General features: G+C 41.8%; 13 protein-coding genes. 9 read left to right on the top strand and 4 right to left on the bottom strand.

Annotation, left to right across the window (positions count from 1 at the left end):
• Positions 1-299 precede the first annotated feature (299 nt).
• From LN893_RS07905 to LN893_RS07875, 7 genes are all read left to right on the top strand, one after another.
• Positions 300-1694, top strand: a complete 1395-nt coding sequence (locus LN893_RS07905) for an undecaprenyl-phosphate glucose phosphotransferase (RefSeq protein ID WP_229969269.1) — start codon at positions 300-302, stop codon at positions 1692-1694.
• A complete protein-coding gene (locus tag LN893_RS07900; protein ID WP_229969268.1) occupies positions 1684-2511 on the top strand; it encodes a WecB/TagA/CpsF family glycosyltransferase in 828 nt (275 codons plus the stop codon). Before LN893_RS07905 ends, LN893_RS07900 begins: the two co-directional genes overlap by 11 nt.
• A gap of 340 nt (positions 2512-2851) precedes the next feature.
• Positions 2852-3655 carry a glucose-1-phosphate cytidylyltransferase gene (rfbF, locus tag LN893_RS07895; protein WP_229969267.1) on the top strand — a complete coding sequence of 268 codons (804 nt, stop codon included), beginning with the start codon at positions 2852-2854 and terminating at the stop codon, positions 3653-3655.
• A 448-nt stretch (positions 3656-4103) separates the two neighbouring features.
• Positions 4104-4628 (top strand): dTDP-4-dehydrorhamnose 3,5-epimerase, encoded by a 525-nt coding sequence (gene rfbC, locus LN893_RS07890; protein ID WP_229969266.1) that lies wholly within the window; start codon positions 4104-4106, stop codon positions 4626-4628.
• A 449-nt stretch (positions 4629-5077) separates the two neighbouring features.
• Entirely contained in the window at positions 5078-6232 is a 1155-nt protein-coding gene (locus LN893_RS20705) for a glycosyltransferase family 61 protein (protein ID WP_229969265.1), read from the top strand.
• 82 nt (positions 6233-6314) lie between these two features.
• The gene (locus tag LN893_RS07880; protein ID WP_229969264.1) at positions 6315-6458 is read left to right on the top strand and encodes a hypothetical protein; all 144 of its coding nucleotides are present in this window, start codon (positions 6315-6317) and stop codon (positions 6456-6458) included.
• Between the two features lie 35 nt (positions 6459-6493).
• The gene (locus LN893_RS07875) at positions 6494-7714 is read left to right on the top strand and encodes a glycosyltransferase family 4 protein (protein ID WP_229969263.1); all 1221 of its coding nucleotides are present in this window, start codon (positions 6494-6496) and stop codon (positions 7712-7714) included.
• Positions 7715-7874: 160 nt separating this feature from the next.
• On the opposite strand, the gene LN893_RS07870 is transcribed toward LN893_RS07875, so the two are convergent.
• The 3 genes from LN893_RS07870 to LN893_RS07860 form a co-directional block, all read right to left on the bottom strand.
• The gene (locus tag LN893_RS07870; protein ID WP_229969262.1) at positions 7875-9155 is read right to left on the bottom strand and encodes a glycosyltransferase family 61 protein; all 1281 of its coding nucleotides are present in this window, start codon (positions 9153-9155) and stop codon (positions 7875-7877) included.
• A 65-nt stretch (positions 9156-9220) separates the two neighbouring features.
• Entirely contained in the window at positions 9221-10234 is a 1014-nt protein-coding gene (locus tag LN893_RS07865) for an alginate O-acetyltransferase AlgX-related protein (protein WP_229969261.1), read from the bottom strand.
• A gap of 110 nt (positions 10235-10344) precedes the next feature.
• Positions 10345-11823, bottom strand: coding sequence for an MBOAT family O-acyltransferase (locus LN893_RS07860; RefSeq protein WP_229969260.1), 1479 nt, complete (start codon positions 11821-11823; stop codon positions 10345-10347).
• A 424-nt stretch (positions 11824-12247) separates the two neighbouring features.
• Here LN893_RS07860 and LN893_RS07855 point away from each other — a divergent pair, with 424 nt between their 5' ends.
• Together LN893_RS07855 and LN893_RS07850 are read left to right on the top strand one after the other, a co-directional pair.
• Entirely contained in the window at positions 12248-15040 is a 2793-nt protein-coding gene (locus LN893_RS07855) for an SGNH/GDSL hydrolase family protein (RefSeq protein WP_229969259.1), read from the top strand.
• 324 nt (positions 15041-15364) lie between these two features.
• Positions 15365-17722: a LamG-like jellyroll fold domain-containing protein gene (locus LN893_RS07850; protein WP_229969258.1), complete on the top strand. Its 2358-nt coding sequence runs from the start codon at positions 15365-15367 to the stop codon at positions 17720-17722.
• 172 nt (positions 17723-17894) lie between these two features.
• Here the strand turns inward: LN893_RS07850 and LN893_RS07845 are convergent.
• Positions 17895-19619: PA14 domain-containing protein (locus tag LN893_RS07845; protein ID WP_229969257.1), on the bottom strand; the 1725-nt coding region annotated here is incomplete at its 5' end.

Genomic DNA, 19619 nt, shown 5'->3' with positions numbered 1-19619 from the left:
TTTAATTTATTAATAAATGTCAGATTATCTCAAACCTAGGTAAAGTTATAGTCGTAATTAAGCATGAAAAGTAATACAAAAATGATAAGGTGTCGAAAGCAAATTGAAGTTGGATAATCTTTTACAAGTAATATTTCACTTTACAATAAACAGCCTTCGAAACCTTTATTGTAAGCCATAAATGTCAGCGTTATGTATAACGAATGATTTGTGGAGAGTGCATCTGTTGCCAGGGAAAATACTTTAGACTTACAGTAAGATTAAATTAATATATGAATAAATAAGTACAACATAAAGCTATGAATAAATACCGTCACTATTACAGTTTTAATAGAGTCGTTCTGTTAATACTCGATATCACTCTTATAGCTTTCTCTTTTAAGGTATCAAACTATTTTAGATATGGAAATCTAGAGTTAGAGCACCAATACAGTGTGTTTTTCGTGCTATTTGCATTAGTTTGGTGGGTTGTGTCAGGGTTTTCGAACTTTGTCTTCAGAATCGACAGCTTAATACCTTTAGAAAAGAAGTTAGCAAATCTTATCAATGCCTTTGTGCTGCATGCGTTTCTGCTTGCAAGCTGTATTGTAGTTTTCAATCTGGAGGAAATATCTAGACTGCTCTTACTCTATACTTATATAAGCACTGCCTTACTCATTATCATTAATCGCCTGGTGTTGATGGAGTTCTTTAACTACTTCACCAAGTCAGACATGGCTTATACCCGTTTTGTGATTGTTGGTACAGGGCCTGCTGCCATGGCACTTCACCAGACGTTTAACACGCACGACAATCCAGGTGCAAAGTTTATGGGTTTTTTCGATGACAATGTAGAAAAGAATAGCCCCGTGGCCAGCCAAATTGTTGGCTCTATAGATGAGTTAAAGGAGTATTGCCTTCAGAACAGCATTGATGAGGTTTACTATGCTCAGCCCCTGACGAACAAGGAACAAATCGATGACTTGTCTAACTTTGCTGATGATAACTTTATGTACTTCAGGATAGTGCCGGACTTCAGTGGTATCGTTGAGAAAGAGGTGAATATGTACTTCTATCATAATATCCCGCTAATTAGTATCCGTAAGGAGCCGTTGGAGCAGGTGTCGAATAGGGCTGTTAAAAGAGTTTTCGATATAGCATTCTCTTTGATGGTGATCTGCCTTCTTTTCCCGATTGTGCTACCTATTATAGCCATAGCTATTCGTTTAGAGTCTAAAGGTCCTATATTCTTCAAGCAATTGCGACCAGGTAAGAAGAACAGACTCTTTGTCTGCTACAAGTTCAGAACCATGTTTGTGAACAACCAAACTGAGATGCAGGCTACAAAAGACGATCCGAGGGTAACGCGTGTTGGTCGCTTCTTAAGAAAGACTAACCTAGATGAGATACCGCAGTTCTTTAATGTGCTTTTAGGGGATATGTCCGTAGTGGGCCCTCGTCCGAACCTGGTGTCACAGTTAGATCATTATTCAAAGCTTATATCAAAGTATCATATAAGACACTTTGTTACGCCTGGTATTACAGGATATGCGCAGGTTAGTGGCTACCGTGGCGAAACAAAAGAACTGCAGTTGATGGAGAAGCGTGTAGAGTACGATGTTCAGTACATGGAAAACTGGAGCTTTATGATGGATATGAAAATTATCTTTCTGACGGTGTGGAACATGATTAAAGGAGAGAAAAATGCATACTAGAGATACTCATGCTGTGGCTCCTGCAGCTATGCCGCCTCTAAAGGAAAAGCGTAAGTTGTTCAAATCCTTTATTTCTGCAGGTTCTTTCGATGACTTTGTACAACACATTTTCTGGTTAACTGAGAGCAAGCTTTCTTCTTATGTGTGCTTTGCTAACGCGCATATGTTAATTGAGGCTTATAAGGATAAGTCTTTTAACAAGATACTTAACCAAGCAAATGTGGCTACTCCTGATGGAGGTCCGCTTTCGAAACTGATGAATCTACTTTATGGAGGTAAGCAGGACCGTGTGGCAGGTATGGATCTGCTGCCGCGCCTGCTACAGGAAGCAGCAGTGCGTGGCAAGTCAGTCTACTTTTACGGCTCCACAAACGAAGTGCTTAGTGCTGTTGTAAATACAGCTCAGCAAAACTTGCCAAACCTGAAGATAGCTGGTTCGTACTCGCCTCCTTTCCGAAAGCTCAGCGACGAAGAAGACGAGTCTATTGTGAACATGATCAATGAGGCGAATCCTGATTTGGTGTTTGTTGCTCTGGGCTGCCCAAAACAGGAGCGTTGGATGGCTGATCATAAAGGACGCGTAAAAGCGTGTATGTTGGGAGTAGGTCAGGCTTATATGACATATGCTGGACTGGAGAAAAGGCTTCCTAAATGGGCGCGTGATTTATCTTTGGAGTGGGTGTATAGATTATACCAGGAGCCAGGCAGGCTTTGGAAACGATACCTGCACACAAATAGTCTTTTTGTTTTGCTAACGCTGAAAGTGTTGTTGCAAAAAGCAGTGGGTAAAAAGGAATTCCAAAATACTCAAAGGTAGAAGTGCAAAGCTAAAATTGCACTTATTCCAATCCAGTTGAAACCCATCATATTTTAGGCGAAAGCTAAGCTTGTCGCCTTGAAGCAATAATATTTAAAACAGATACCTTCTTATAGTTTGATTTATACAGTTGTGCCGTTTGATGGCAATTAGAGGTGTACTTTATCTGTATAAGTGTGCCTACATTGGAATAGAGCGCCAATTAAAATGTTTTAAAAAGGTACTTGAAAAAACATCTAAATATAGTAATTACCGTATCAATTTATAGAACTTGAATTCCTTGGAATAACACATAATAGGGGTTCAGTCTAACAAAAGATAACCTTAACCTTTTACATTCATGAAAGCAGTTATACTAGCAGGTGGCTACGGAACAAGAATAAGCGAAGAGAGTGGTGTACGCCCAAAGCCAATGGTGGAGATTGGTGGTAAACCTATCCTGTGGCACATCATGAAAATTTACTCACACTATAACATAGATGAGTTTATAATTTGCTGTGGCTACAAAGGTCATATCATAAAAGAATACTTTGCCAATTATTGCCTTTACAACTCTGATGTAACGTTTGACATGCGCAAGAACAGCATGGAGGTGCATCAAAACAACACGGAGTCCTGGAAAGTAACCTTGGTGGACACTGGTGAGGGCACCATGACAGGTGGTCGTTTGAAGCGTGTGAAAGACTATGTTGGAGACAGCACTTTTTGCATGACCTATGGTGACGGTGTAAGTGATGTCAACATTTCTGAAGCTTTAGATTTTCATAGGCAAAATGGTACGTTGGCCACACTTACAGCCGTACAGCAGCCAGGTCGCTTTGGCGCATTTAACCTTTCTTCTGAAGAAACACGCATAAACCAGTTTAAAGAAAAGCCAGAAGGGGATGTGATGCCATGGATAAACGGTGGCTTTTTTGTATTAGAGCCCGAAGTTTTCGACTATATAGAAGGGGATAGCACCATTTGGGAACGAGGACCTATGGAGAAATTAGCCGAGGAAGGGGAGCTTTCTGCTTTTAGGCATAAAGGCTTTTGGCAGCCAATGGATACGCTACGTGATAGAAACCTGTTAGAGGATTTGTGGCAAAGCGGAAAGGCACCATGGAATGTTTGGCACAAGATGCTTTCCAAAGCTATAAATTAATAGAGTGTGTCGTAATGTGCTGACTGAGCCAACTGATGCACTGGAATTCATAGCTACTACCCTGTATTTTTCAGCCATTTTGAATTACCCAATAGGGCATTATCAGGAGGTATAACACTGGGTGTAAATTTATAAGAGTTTACGAGTATCTGAAATGGTCAAGGCTTCAGGCATTTAAAAGTTGTTTTCTCTAGCTGTAGTATGATGGTACGTCCCTTCATTGCATGCTAAAAACGAATACGCTGCTTTTAATCCAGTGGCTATGCAGTTCAATGCTGCCACTTTTGTTGAAGTGAAGTTTGAAGAGGTTGGCTACAGTAATTTTCTGCGGAATCTTCCGAAAATGTTAACTAGTATTGAAGATTCAGACAAAATCCTAAATAGAGATAACGCTGCACTCAAAGTACTTATGGCGGTAACAGAGTAAAAACAGCCTAATCACCAAAACATGATATTTACAGAAACGAAACTAAAAGGAGCATACATAATTGATGTAAAGCGCCTCGAGGATGAAAGAGGTTTTTTTGGAAGGTCTTATTGCGAACGCGAGTTTGAAGAATATGGACTAAACGTAAATGTGGTGCAGGCAAACGTAAGTCATAATCCCCAAAAAGGGACACTACGCGGCATGCACCTCCAGTTAGCTCCTAACGAAGAAACAAAACTAGTACGTTGTACGCGTGGCGCACTCTTCGATGTGATTGTTGATTTGCGAGAAGGATCTGAAACTTACAAGCAGTGGGTAGGAGTGGAGCTTACAGCAGATAGCTTTCGTATGCTTTATGTGCCTGAAGGCTTCGCACATGGCTACCTTACCTTAGAAGATAATACGGATGCTTTTTATCAGGTAACACAATTTTACTCCCCTGGTTCTGAGAAAGGCTTGCGTTGGGATGATCCTGCCTTCAACATCGAATGGCCAATAGAGCCACAGCTTATTTCTGAGAAGGATAAATCTCATCCTTTCTTCTAAAATATGTACCTAAACTCTTGATTATGTAAAGCTGTTGATTTAAATATTGGCAGCTTTTCTTTTATTCTCCTCTAAGCAAGTGAAATATTCATAGTTAAAAGGGTTTAAAACACCTAGTCGAATATTGACTAGGTGTTTGGCTATGGAGGCTGAAATTTTTTGTAGTTTATCAAATTCTGTAGGCATATTTTTTGTGGGCTAGATATGCTCTAAAAGGGAAAAGTGCAATACTTTACTGAGCATACACCAAACATCGTATAGACGGAATCGTACAAATTTTTGACTTGTCTTCTCGTGTTAAATCATGCTTCGGTTTGGCACTATTTGAATCAGGGATTAAAGTAGCTGATGAAGAGTAAAGGGAGTGGCATGCAAATATGTACATGTGAGGAAACAAAACGATGTGGTACTTAGCTAAAAGAATAGTAGCAAAGCTGAAAAGTTTGCTAGTGAAAATTATTCCCTATAACCGCATTTACAAGCCCAAAGGAGTATACCCTACTGTTAAAGCCTATCTGGTAGCGGATAAGGAGAGGCACCCTGAATACCTCGAGATATATCCAGGATGTGTTTCTTCATTGCACATAGCAGAAGATTTCTGCGAGAATAGTCCTTCTTATCTTAATTACGAATCCAAAGAATCTATACCTCCGTCGTTTGTAGTAGAGGTGCCTAATGGAAGGCTGCATACAAATAGAATTACTAACGTAGCGGTCATTTCTGACGATAATAAGGTAATAGGCGAGGTGTCGTTACAATTAGGCCGAAGTGGGCCTGAAAACAACTATATTTTTGAGCGAAACTACTTTACAAAGCCGAAGAAGCTTAGGGGAGTAGCATTTCATATTCTGATTGGTGGCAGTGGCGACCATAACTATTTCCATTGGATGTTCGATGCGCTGCCACGCCTTGATCTTTTACAAAAAAGCGGTTGGTTCGATAGAGTTGATTGGTTTATTGTGCCGAGTGTGAAGCATGATTTCCAGAAAGAGACACTGCGGCTATTAGGAATAGAGGATCGTAAAATAGTGGAGGGGCACCTGCACACACATATTCAAACTGATTTGTTGCTAGCGTCTTCTTATGTGCGCTTTCCAGAACACATTCCGCAGTGGGCATGCAATTTTCTTCGGAAAACCTTTCTGCCTGCTGCGTCTGAAGAAGTGGGGGAGATTCCATTTATGTACATAAGCCGTACCGACGCAAACAGCAGAAACATACTAAATGAACTTGAGCTTATTCAGACTCTAAAAGAGTTTGGGTTTAAAGAGGTTCAATTGCGGGAGTATTCTGTGGCAGAGCAGGCGCGCTTGTTTGCTGGAGCTAAGGTTATAGTAGCACCTCATGGCGCAGGCCTTGCAAATCTAGTGTTCTGTAGCAAAGGAGCAACAGTTGTAGAATTGTTTCCAGAGGGGTACGTACTGCCGCTTTATTACGATCTAGCTAGTAAAGTGGGTTTAAAGTACACGCACATAGTTTGTGAGGCAGATGCAAAGGCAAATAGCGTAAAGCAAGGTATGAAGCTAAACCTGCTGGTTGATCTGAAGCGCCTAAAGAAGAAAGTAGAGGGTATAATGGAAACATATACCGCAAGTATAAATTGAATTATCGTCTTCTTCTTAGTAGAACTTACACTAGAATTCTTACAGCTTCAGTTAGCAGTATTGAGCTATCAAAAATGGGCTAGTGAAATTTCATAAACACAAAAACACAGAGCAAGAAGGCAGCTGGAACAACCAAGACAACGACCTGCAGGTGCAATCCGTAATGTTTGTGAAAGGAAGCTGCCTTAATGAAGGCATTCAAGACGACACTTGCATTACGCGATAGATTTGTTGCAATAACTACTACACTAACACCCTTACATGCGCATACTACTTGTTCACAATCATTATAAGATATCGGCGGGGGAAGATACAGTTTTCTTTGCCGAGGCAGCATTGCTAGAGCAACATGGTCACGAGGTTGAAAAGCTGACGGTATCAAACAATGACGTCAATACCTTGTCTGAAAAATTAAAATCTGCACTAGGAGTTGTTTATAATACGGCCAGTGCTAATAAGCTAGAAAAGAAGATCCTTTCCTTTCAGCCAGATGTGGTGCATGTGCATAACTTCTTTCCGCTCTTATCGCCAGCAATTTTTTATGTTGCCCGCAAACATAAGGTGCCCGTGGTAATGACGCTGCATAACTATAGGCTAATTTGCCCAAGTGCCTACCTCCATTATAACGGGCGGGTGCACATGGAAAATGTGCAGAAGATTTTCCCTATGGCCGCAGTAATGGAAGGCGCTTATCGAAACTCGAAAGTCGAAACGGCTTCTGTGGTTCTTGCAACGGGTGTTCATAAACTGCTCGGGACCTGGAAAAAGAATGTTGACCGTTTTATTACGTTAACTAGTGGTGCAGCCGAGCTGTTTTTGAATTCTTCGTTAAACCTAAAACCGCAACAGCTTGTGGTGAAACCAAACTTTACGGCAGATCTAGGTTTAAGCACTTCTGAAGGAGAAGACTTTTTGCTGTATGTAGGCAGGCTATCTCCAGAAAAAGGAGTAGACACTTTGTTAAGAGCAAGTGAAAAGTATCCTTTCAGACTCAAGATTATTGGAGATGGATCATTGCGGGAGGAGGTAGAAGAGCATGCGGCTAAACATGCTCATGTAGAATACTTGGGTTATCAGAAGTTAGATAGCGTAGTGCAGGAATTGAAGAACTGCCGAGCACTTGTGTTTCCATCGGAGTGGCCCGAAATGTTTGGTATGTCCATTATTGAAGCTTTCTCTACAGGAACGCCTGTGGTGGGTGCTAACATAGGTGGAGCAGCCCAACTGGTGCAGGAGGGCTATAATGGGTTGCTTTATACTCCAGGTAGCGCAGAGGAACTTATTCAGAAGGTTAAGCTTATTTTGGAAGATTCTGCCTTGGTAGAAAAAATGGGAAGAGGAGCCAGAGCTAGTTATGAAGCCTATTACACCCCTGAGCAGAACTACCGCATGTTGCTGAAGATATACGAGGATGTGATCACGGAAAAAAAGAAGCACACCTCATCTGCGCCTGCACCCACAGAAGCCAGCTTGCTGAACTAAGCTTTAACTCTTAAGCACAGCTGGTCGTAAATTGTTTTATTGATGGAGTAGCGTTCAATGCTAAATTTCAACGCTACTCTATTGTGTCAGTTGATGTACTCCTGTAGTTTCGATTGCAGCTAAACTCTTTAACTCCCTAACCCTACAACTCTCTAACGCCTTAGCTCTGTAATGCCTGCTCCTGTTCTTTCTCTGCATCTATTTCAGCCTCAACTGTTTCTTCTTTTGTAGGTATATCTAATTCTTGCAACAGGGCCAGTATCTTATCAATCTCAAATACAACATGTTCTTTCATGCCCTGGTCAGCGGTTTTTACGTTTTTGTTTCCTTTGCAGATAACATATTGGTGATCCAGGTTAGTTTTCGTAGCAATGTCGTAGAACGGCTCTAAAATAAACCCTTCGTTATATACCTCGATTAACTTAGTGCCTGGCTGGCAGAAGAGCATGTTAATAAGTCCTGCGCCGCATGCACCCATAACTACTTTCGCCTGCGAAAAGAGCTTTATCTTTTCTATAATGCTTAGCTTACTGGAAACTACATTTTTAAAACCATAAGGCTCTAGGGCCTCTAGCAGTTCTTTTTCATTTAGAACGTTGCGTATGCTCGAATCGCTGCGACTAATATAAAGATAAGGCGCCTCTTCTGTTGCTGAGGAAACATCCTGCTCATCAGCATAAGGCATAAAAGAATCTTTAATGTACTGGCACAACCAAGTAGGCACCAACGTGTGGTTTCCTCGGGGAGCAGTAGAAGCTAGAATGCGGTCTGCAGTAATATGGATATGTTTATCTCCTTCAATCAACTTGTTTGCAGGTATACCCAATAACTCTAGGGTTTCCCGCTGGTAATCGTAACGCAGGCTTGGCATTAAAAACCAATCAACCTGATCGTATAGCCCACTTTGCTTTAGCAAATGTAAGCGAGGCAGCACATCAACAAACCAGTGGCTAATGTTGTTTATTCCTGCACCTCCTGTTAGCAAAGAAAACACGGTGCCCTCAAACTTAGTAGGTTCAACAAAATAGCGTTGCTCAAAAATGTTGTTTAGGTTCGGTTCTGTCACTTTTCCTCCTGTAAGGCTTAGCGACACATTCTCAACTACCTTGTTATAACGTGTAATAATAGCTACACTGCTTTCATGATCGGTGTACAACCTGCCCATAGGTACGTCTACCACCATATAGTCAGTCGTTACCTGACGCTGGGGCTTCCAGTAATCAGAAATAGCATCAAAGAGATCTTCTGAGATATCTAGGGAAGTAACAAGGTTAGGATAAACAGGATGCACTGTTATTTCACTCTTTTTTAACAGCTCAGGATTTTCTTGGTTGATTTTACAAACGCCTGTGGGTTTATACCTGGTGTTATAGGGTATAAATCTTCCTAGTATTTTCTTAATGCGTTTGCTTCCTTTTGTGTACAGTACTTTTATTTTCATCTGCTTAATCCCTTACTGGTCTCAACTAAATATCTATACGTAGCTATAAACAGTTATAGCCGTTGTTATTTAGTTAAATTTACAAAATGTTTTTTTTCTGATTTCTTTGAATGCTGTGGCTGCAGTTCGTTTGCTAATAAACTTGCGGCAGCCTCCACAGCTTTCTCGTTCCAATGCGCATCGTCTCTAGGGTATAAAGCCATGTTCTTCTGCTCGTGCAGTTGCCTGAAGGTGCTTTGTGTATCTAAATACGGTATGTTTCGTTTTTCAAGTTCTGCAAAAAGTCGTGGCAAAAAGGTAGCCTCTTTCTGAGAGGGTAGCATTTTGTAGTAGACGTTTTCTTTATTGGGAATCGGCATAAAAAGAAATCTGATGCCTCTCTCATCTAAGGCATTTTTATAACCTTCCAGAACATCTGAGATACGCATAATCTCTTCCTCGCTGTATTCTCTGTTGGCATATTCACCTTCCATAAACAGCTCGTTGTTGTAGACAATATAATCTCTGTTGCCTAAGTTTCTGTCTATGTTGGCAAGGGTGCGTCGGTAGAGGCCTAGCTTCGAGACACGGTCTGCTGTAACTGCAAAAGAAGTTAATATTTGAGAAGAGCCTATGATGGTACCTGTTATGTTTCTCAGCTTTGAGTTTATACCATTGGCTCCAACGGCAGGTAACTCAGGCACACGCCGTTCTATGCTGGATACAACCACAACTTCTGGCGGGTCTTCCTGAAATCTTTCAGTAGCCAAAAAACGGTTCATGGTAGCGGGGGCAAACGAATACACATCTTTTTGAAGCATGCGCTCGAGTACCTCGGCCATTGTTTCATCCTGGGTTAACTTTGCTCCGGTTATGTTGGAGTCGCCTATCAGCAACACATCGCATTTAGAGTCTCTGTTGCGGTAGCCGTACTCATCTGTGTACCACTCCACCAGTCGCTTTTCAGAAAACTGTGTGCGCGGGGCAAGCTCTCCCTCTTCTTCCATTTTCATGTAGATGTTTGGGTAGAAAGGCCCAGGCATTACCTTCATGGTGTTCACCGATATTGTTTCCCAGATCCTGAAAGTGAAGAAGTTCATGGGAAGTATGAAAACCTCTATCAGAGGCCACATAACAAAAGGAAGTAGTAGCAAGGTTAGTTTAAGCAGTAGCTTTCTTACGCCTCTATGTTGCATAACCTTTAATTCTTTTAAAACTGAAAATAAATAAACTCCTGGTGGCCAAACTGCCCGAATAAAAGTACAGCTATAATTGCCAGGTAGTAAACCCCCCACCTTACCCATACAGGCCGTTGTAGTATAAGCCTCGACGGACTGCCATGCCGTTCCAGAAGATGCACAGTTTCCATAACCATAACGGAGAGTACCGACACCGCAAACACTTTAAAACCTTGATCCATGAACAGGATGTGCTCTAGGTTTACGGCTGCAAAGAGCTGCTGGATGTTGCCGATGCCCGTAAAGCTGTGCTCTATAACAAAAAAAGCATCTCCGATGGTGTTTGCCCGAAAGAATATCCAGGAAAAACAAACTAAAGCAAACACAGTGGCTACCTGTATCCACTTGTAAAGCGTAGGGTGATTTGTAAGACCAACGGCACGCGCAGCGGCGTTTCGCTGATCTTTGGTAACTATTGCAAATACTTGGTAGAGGCCATGCAGAGCGCCCCAAACTAAAAATGTCCAATTGGCACCATGCCAGAAGCCACTCACTATAAACACGACCACCAGGTTATAGTACCACCTCCATTTCACTACACGGTTACCACCTAACGGAATGTAGAGGTAGTCTCTAAACCAGGTAGAAAGCGAGATGTGCCAGCGGCCCCAAAATTCTGATATGGTTTTAGAGAAATAAGGCCTTCTGAAGTTTTCCATCAGCCTAAAGCCCATCACCTCAGCGGCACCAATGGCAATGTCAGAGTAACCAGAAAAGTCGCAGTAGATTTGGAAAGCAAAGAAAATGGTGGCCAAGATAAGCGAGATACCTTCAAACTCACTAGGGTTGTTGTACACCTGGTTTACCATCAAAGCCATGTTATCGGCTATCATGAGCTTCTTAAAAAAGCCCCAGGCCATTCGCCTTAGCCCTGAAACAACACGGCTGTAGTCGAACTCATGGTGTTGGTGCAATTGCCCCAGCAAGTTGCCTGCCCGTTCTATAGGGCCAGCTACCAATTGCGGAAAGAACGTAACGAAGAGTGCAAAAATACCCAGGTGCTTTTCTGCTTTGATACGACCATGATACACATCTATGGAGTAGCTCATGGTTTGGAAGGTATAAAAGGAAATACCCATAGGCAGCAGCAGTTCAAAGGCTGGCATGGCATACTGCATATCTAGCAGCTGTGCCATGTCGCGGGCACTTTCGTTAAAAAAATTATAGTACTTAAACAGCAGGAGGGTACCTAGGTTAGAGAGCAGGCTTAGGTAGAGGTAAGGCTTGCGCTTCGGCTTTTCCACGTCCGAGTACCTGGACATGGCACGGCTGCAGAAATAATCTATGAGAGTGGAAGCCATTAGGATGATAGAATAGGCAGGCTTCCAAGACATGTAGAAATAGTAGCTGGCTAGCAGCAGTACAATCCACCTCCTGTTATAGGAGGTAAGAAAGTATAGTGTTACTACTACTGGAAAGAAAATAAAAAATTCAGTAGAGTTAAATAACATATAGCAATGCGTAAGGGTGTTAGATAAAATTTTAAAGCATCGAATACAAGGCTACACGCTCTGTAGCATCCCAATACCTTGCAGATATTTATGTGCAAATGAAATTCTCTATATTATATAGAAGTTACGCCAAAAGGTTGGGTATTTGGGTATATATTTTTTTACCGATGTAATGGACAGCATTGTCTAGATAGTTATATCCAGTGGAGGAGTTGAATTGTTATATAAACTAATAAAAAAGCATTATTTATGAAAAATGTAGTTTGAACATCAAAACCATATTGCGCCTGATACGTTTCTGTTGTATTCACGTCTAGCTATATGGTAATATATATCTGCTGTTTTTATGCTGCACCCTTATCCCTATAGGCATTTGTTTGTTTTTGCATTTAGCCTTTTTTTTGCCTCAGTTGTCCCTACAAAAATGTATGCTGATTTAGCTGCTAAAGCATCTTTTGTTACAACTGAGACAGATAAGACTTTAGGAACCCTCAGCGCACCTACAAGCGTGAAGGTGATGCCCTCGTTGGCAGGTGCTTTAAGTATAAAATGGACTGCAGTAACAGATGCTACACATTATGTTATCCAATCTTCGGCCACACCCGATAATCCTGAATCCTTCACAGACCTGGCCACTGTTGAGGTCCCTCTTACTACTTATCGCCACACAGGCTTAAGTTTTGATCAAACACTTGGCTATAAAGTGAAGGCATGCTACGGTAGCGACTGCTCTGGGTGGAGTGAGACTGTAAAGGGCACTACGCACGCGAAGAATTATACCTATAAAATTATGCCGTTGGGGGATTCGAATACGTATGGGGCTGCTGGCAGTAGTACTGCACCGACAGACGAAATTACTTCCTACAGAGCGAAACTAGCGGATCTTTTAAGAGGTCAGGGTACAAAATTTGAGTATGTTGGAAGTGAAGATACTGGTAGTAAACTTGTGTATAACAGTAATAATGAAGCTAATGGAGATAACGCTGGCTTTCCAGGAGCCAGAAACAAGGATATTGTAGATGTGCTGGAGCATAGCTCCTGGACAGAGTACTGGAAAAGAGAAAATGAAACCGATTATCGAACACATAATCTGATTCAGAAGGAGGATGGGAGTACTTATACTGGCTCTTACTTAGACGTGTATCATCCAGATATAATTTTGTTACACATAGGAACAAATAATGTAGGTTATACCCAACAAATTGATGATCTAAAAAGGATTCTTGATCGAATAGATTCCTATGCAGAAGAAAATAATAAGGAAGTAACTGTTGTTCTTGCTAGGATAATTAACAGAATGTACTACATAAATAATGGTAAAGATAATAAAATTGATATAGACAATACTACTGCATACAATACTGCATTTAATGATCTAGTAGCTAAACGTAAAGCTGCTAGCGATAATATAGCGTTAGTAGATATGGAAAATGGTGCAGGAATAAATTATGATTATACTGACATGGCTGATGTTCTACACCTAAACTCAAAGGGCTACGCAAAAATGGCTAATGTGTGGTTTGATGTTTTGAGTGAAAGGCTACAGCCAACCTGGCTACCTAAGCCCTCACCTCAAAATGTTTGGATAGCCCCTTCATTGGCTGGGGCTTTGGGTATTCATTGGGATATTGCAAGTAGTGGAGTAACAGAATATGTGATCGAAAGTTCTGAGACGTTAGACGGTGAGTTCAAGGAAATAGGAAGAGTGGCTGGAACTGCAAGTTCATACAGAGTTACTGGCTTAATAGATTCTTACACTAGCTACTATCGTGTTAGGTCGTATGATGGCGAGGCTTACTCAAACCCTAGTCCTGTTATGGAAGGTACAACTTTGGCAAAAGACTACACATATAGAATTATGCCTATGGGAGATTCTAACACGGATGGAGAAAGAAATAATCTAACAGACGAAGGAGAGAAGGTTGCCTATAGACTAGAACTGTTCAGGTTGCTAAAGAAGAATGGTCTGAGTGTGAATTTTGTAGGAGGAGTAAAGTCAGGGATGAGTTATGCTTTAGGAGGGGAGAAAGACGCTGGTATAGGCTTTGACGTTGATCATGCTGGATTTGGTGGTATCACCGATAATGAGTTAGCAGGTCAAATACTAACGAAAAGTCATTGGACTAGAGGTTGGGATAATATAAGTTTTAGAATTACATGTGAGGATATTGCTTTATATAATATTGAAAATAATACCCAGCTTAACTGCTCTGAAGATGGAAACTACTATACAGGACCTTACTTAGATGCTTTCCAGCCAGACATAATATTACTGCATGTTGGTACAAACAGTCCAAGTACTGATGAAAGCTCAATAGAGGAAATACTTAAATTAGTAGATGCTTATGAGCAAAGAGTAAAAAAAGAAGTTACTGTTGTTGTAGCAAGTACTATTCTTGGTATTAAGGATGATGTGCCTGAAATTTATGAAAAAATACCTACCTACAATACTAATGTACGGAATTTAGTAGATAGGAGAGTTAGCACTTTGGGGGATGGGTTATTAAAAGTGGATATGGAAAATGGAGCCGAAATCATCTATGACTATACTGACATGGCAGATGCTAGACATTTAAACCCAAGCGGCTACAAAAAAATGGCCGTTGAATGGTACAACGGCTTGGCAGAATCACTGAATGTTTCCACTTATCCCGTAGAACTCGTTTCTTTTAACGCAAAACAAGTCTCTAATAAGGTCGTTCTAAATTGGAAAACAGCTTCCGAAAAAGATAACAGCCATTTTGTGGTGGAGCGCAGCCTAGGGGGGCGGAACTTTACAGCGATAGGGAAGGTGGCAGGTGCAGGTACAAGCACCCAGGCCCATAGTTATACTTTTACAGATGCAGCAGCACCTAATGGTACAGTCTACTATAGGTTAAAACAGGTAGATTTCGATAGTACCTACACTTATTCTACCGTAGTGGCTGTGCAGCAGCAAGTAACTATTAAGCCCGTGGCAGTTTTCCCTAATCCCTCTGATGGCGAGCATCTTTTGCTAGAGGCAACAGGGTATGTGCCAAACGAAGCGGCCTCTGTTGCAGTGTTAGATGTACTGGGCAGGCAAGTAGAAACACAAATAAGTAGAGTTGGTGCAAGTGGGAATCTGAGTTTGGATATTCACTTCAAACACAAGCTGCCCACAGGCTTGTATATACTGACTGTTTCAACTCCTCAAAAATCGGAAAAATCTAAGTTTTTGGTGCAGAATCATATATAATGTGTTGTTTGTGATAATGTTCCAAAGCTTCCGAGATAGCTGTTAAACTGCTTCCGTTGGTGTGTGTGCCGCATCTATCATGTAGGAGGATAAAAATTGATCCAGACTTTTAAACCTCCCTCTAAAAAAGGCGTAATATAATTGAATTCTTATAAATAGGTACTGCTATAAATAAAGTCATAAATCTTTGTGGCTCATTTATACTGTAAATAAACACGACTAGTATAAGAGGCAGGTTCAAATTTTGAAAGCAAAACTTGTTTCCACTACTACAGTTCATACCTGATTTTAAAAGGCGTTAAGTTCTTTATAATCTATTTTAACATGACGAAACTTTACCACACACTTCATCTTCTTTCAGAGGATGAACCTTGCTCTAACTATCACGCTAATAACACAGGAAGTACGGCGGTTAAACCGCTTTGCACTTGCTTCTTAGTGTTGGTGATGGCCATGGTTTTTATGAGCCTTACTGGAACTGATGCGCAAGCACGTCAATCTGATGCCGATCAGCTGACTGACTGCCCGAGTGGCTTAACGCACTACTTTGGCTTAGACGAAGATGGCAATAGCGCAACTGCCTATACAGACTATGTTACAGGCACAGAGGCAACTTGTACTACCTGTCCAACTCCTGTTGCTGGTCTTTTTGCAGGAGCACAGCTTTTTGATGGTACTGATGAAATTGATTTTGCAACCACCGCGAACTTTAACTTTCCGTTAGCAGGAAGCCTTTCGGTTGAGTTTTGGGTGAAGACGGATTACAAGCCTAACGGCAATGTGGTAATGGTAGGCCGTAATGCTACCGACAGCAGAATGAGATGGTGGGTTGGCATGAACCAAAACGGTTATGCTGCCTTCGAGTTATGGGACCAGCAGAACAACGGTTTTACCATGACGGAAGACAGAGGCCCCAAGATAAACGATGGCAAGTGGCACCATATAGTTGCTGTTAGAGAAGGTGGCAGCAACAGGAACAAGTTATTTGTTGACGGTTTTGCAATCGCAGATTTTGAATACTTCTACAAAACAGACTTTTCAAGCGTATCTCCTGTAAACATAGGATATTTGAAACTCGATGATGGTTACCATTTTAAAGGTGTGTTGGATGAAGTAATGTTCTACAACAGGGGCCTTGACAATGCACTGGTACTATCGCGTTACAACAGTGGCGCTGGAAATTACTGCGGCCCGCAAACTGTGAAACCATTGATTACCACTACCCCTGTAACGCATGCTGTAGCAGGCCAAGGATATACATACGATGTAAATGCCACTGGTAAACCTTTGCCCGTTTATTCAATAGTAAGCGGTCCTCAGAACCTTAACATCGATGCCTCAACTGGAGTCATCACCTGGATGCCAGGCACAGCAGGTAGCTTTAATGTTGTAGTAAGAGCTGCTAACAGCGAAGGGCAGAATGAGCAGGCTTTTACAGTTGATGTGAAGCGAAGCCTAGGCGAGCAGGCAGGCATTGTGCACCATTGGATGTTGAACGAAACTTCTGGCACCAGATACAGGGACTATTATACGCCTTATTTTGCCACAGCCACCGATGTGTCTAAACCAACGGCTATATCGGGGGCCGTTTCAGGTGGCCAGCGTTTCGACGGGCAGAACCATGGCTTAGATGTGGCCGAGAGTGTAAACTTTAACTGGGGTCCAGAGGTAAATTTTTCTATTGAAATATGGGTAAGAGGAACATCAACTGCTGCTGATAACCAAGTCTTTATTGGGCGGGATGCGAAAGATTCTAATGTGCATTGGTGGTTAGGTACTAATGCTGGTGGTAAGGCGATGTTTCAGCTTCGGGAGATGGACTACGACGGTGCCTTGATTGGAGGCTCAGGACCTTTGCTAACAGATGGACAGTGGCACCAGGTAGTTGCAGTACGTGACGCAGAAACAGGAATGAATAAGCTTTTTGTGGATGGTGCCAAAGTTGCTGAGGCACAAGTGGCGTACCAACAAGGATTCTCAAGTGTTGCTAGCGTTAATATCGGCTACCTGAATAGAGAGCATGGTTACCGCTTTGCAGGCGATCTGGATGAGGTGAAAATTTTCAGAAGGGCACTTACAGATGCAGAAATAGTTAATCGGTTTGAAAGTACCTTCAATGCTATTACAGAGCTAACCTTGTTTGAAGGCCACTTCAGAAACAGAATGGTTAATTTGGTTTGGGAAACGATGAACGAGGTAAATCTAAGCAACTTTGGCATTGAAAGATCTGTTGACGGAGAGTTTTTTGAACCGATAGGTGATTTGCAGGCAATTGGTAATACAAACAACAAATCATCTTACAACTTTAGCGATAAGGAGCCTTTGCAGAAGATGGGATATTATCGCCTTAAAATAAACAAACAAGACGGATTGTACACCTATTCTACTATTGTTACAGTAGAAAACTCGGCCTTAACGACTACCTCGTTTACTTTATACCCTAATCCTGTTGTAAATGGTGAAGTTGCAGTTGAGGTTGCAGACCTTGCTGCAGATGAAGACGCTACCATTCTTTTATCCGACCTCTCAGGAAAGAAGATGCTGGAGAAGCAGGTAAGAACAAACGCTGAAGGTGTTCTAACTCTTAGGATGCCTATAAACGGAAAATTGCGGCCTGGTATTTATAATGTTACTGTTATCACAAACGCAAAATCTGTAAGTAAGAAGCTTGTTATACTTTAAGGCAAGACGCATTTTGAAGAGGGTGTGATTTTCTTATCAGATTTGCCACTGATGCTAATGCGTAAAGTCAGGACTTTACTGAAAAGGTATTTTTAATAGATTGTGGTAAACCTAAAACAAAAAAGAGGCCCTCGATATTCGAGGGCCTCTTTTTATTCTGTGTAGTATACTGCTACTGTTTTATTATTTTAAGGCTGTTGCTGTTGCCTTGGTCATCTGTATACTTCAGTATGTAAAGACCTTTGGCTAAATTCAGTGCAGACAAATTTATTTCTAAGCTATTGTTCTCTAACTCCAGGTTGTTCTTTTGTTCATAAACAACTTTACCTGTTTGGTTTAGAATAACTATCTCTTGCAACTTAACATTGTCCTGGCCAAGGTCCAGCGTTATCACATCATTGAATGGATTTGGATAGGCTGTAGCAGTCTCGAATTCAGGGTTAAATTCAATGGATCCACTTGCTGTTAAAGCTGAAACATTTTCAATTTTAACAGGCGATAATCTGTTCCCTGCTATTGGCCTCTCCATTGTGCCATTCGGTAACTGCCATCCTACAGCCAAGTTATCTCTGCTATAGGCTTCCTTATGCACGGCTTCGATATAGTAACGCTTGCCTGCTTCCAATGTAATTTTTGCAGACTGCTGTGAGCGATGCTTATCCCACTGGCGGGCATATGTCCAAGAATGTGCGTAGGCAATTCTTACTTTCTTGTTTGGGTCTTCTGAAGTACTCAACCAAAGTTCTGCCGCATCGTCTGCAGCAATCCAGAAGGTATATTGTCCAGATACTGGTGCCGTAATGTATCCTCTTATACGCTGTGCGTAGCTGTCACCAACATTAGAAGGCGCTTCAAAAAGGCTTAGTTCTCTTACCTTAGTTGGAGTACCATCCATTGATATGTCGTTGATTGAACTTCCGCGTATGTCATCCCAGAACTCATGGGTTATCTTACCAGTGGCTGTTGTCGATATAGATACAGGCTCAGTCGGAGCAGTAGCAGCAGGTGCAGAACTATCTAGCGTAGACAGTCTATTTCCTGCTATCGGTCTCTCATAAGCTCCGTTTGGCAACTGCCATCCAACAGCTAAGTTGTCGCCGCCGCCGCCTTCAAGGTGTATGGCTTCGATGTAGTAACGCTTGCCTGCTTCCAAAGTAATCTTAGCCGACTGCTGTGACTTGTTTTTAGTCCACTCACGCGGGTTTGTCCATTGGGATACAGTTGCAATTCTCGCCCTACCATTCGGGTCTTCTGATGAACTTAACCACAATTCAGCCATGTCATCTGCTGCAATCCAAAACGTGTACTGACCAGAGATTGGTGCTGTTACATATCCTACAACCTGCTGACCATAGTTGTCACCTACATTAGATGGTGTCTCAAACAATGTCAGTTCGCTTACCTTAGATGGTGTGGTTGTTACTGGTACTTCTGCTACAGAAGATCCATGTACACCATTCCAGAAGTTTCTAGTAATCTTGCCAGTACCAGCTGTGCTTGTTGAAGGTGTAGCTGTAGGAGTAGCTGACGGGGTAGCTGAACTTGTTGCAGGTGCTACACTTATACTAACTCCTTTTGAAGTACTAACAGCTCCTTTGTTATCAGTTGCTTTTGCAGTAAGGGTAAAAGTGCCAAGTGTTGTAGCGCTTAAAGACGTGCTATAAGGGCTTGTAACATCTTCTCCAATCTTTGTTGAACCAAGGAAGAACTCAACTTTGGTAACGGATCCATCAGCATCGCTTGCATTGGCAGATACTGTAATTGTATTACCTTGAGTAATGCTAACTTGTTGAGCTGGGGAAGTAAGGTTTACAGTAGGAGCTTGGTTAGACGGCGTGGCAGGTGCTGAGCCATTAGGTCCTAATTTGATACCGTTTTTGGCGATTTTGGAGTTCCA

The sequence above is a fragment of the Pontibacter harenae genome (assembly GCF_020907245.1).
Lineage (GTDB): Bacteria > Bacteroidota > Bacteroidia > Cytophagales > Hymenobacteraceae > Pontibacter > Pontibacter harenae.
This window is presented reverse-complemented; position numbering and strand designations above follow the sequence as displayed.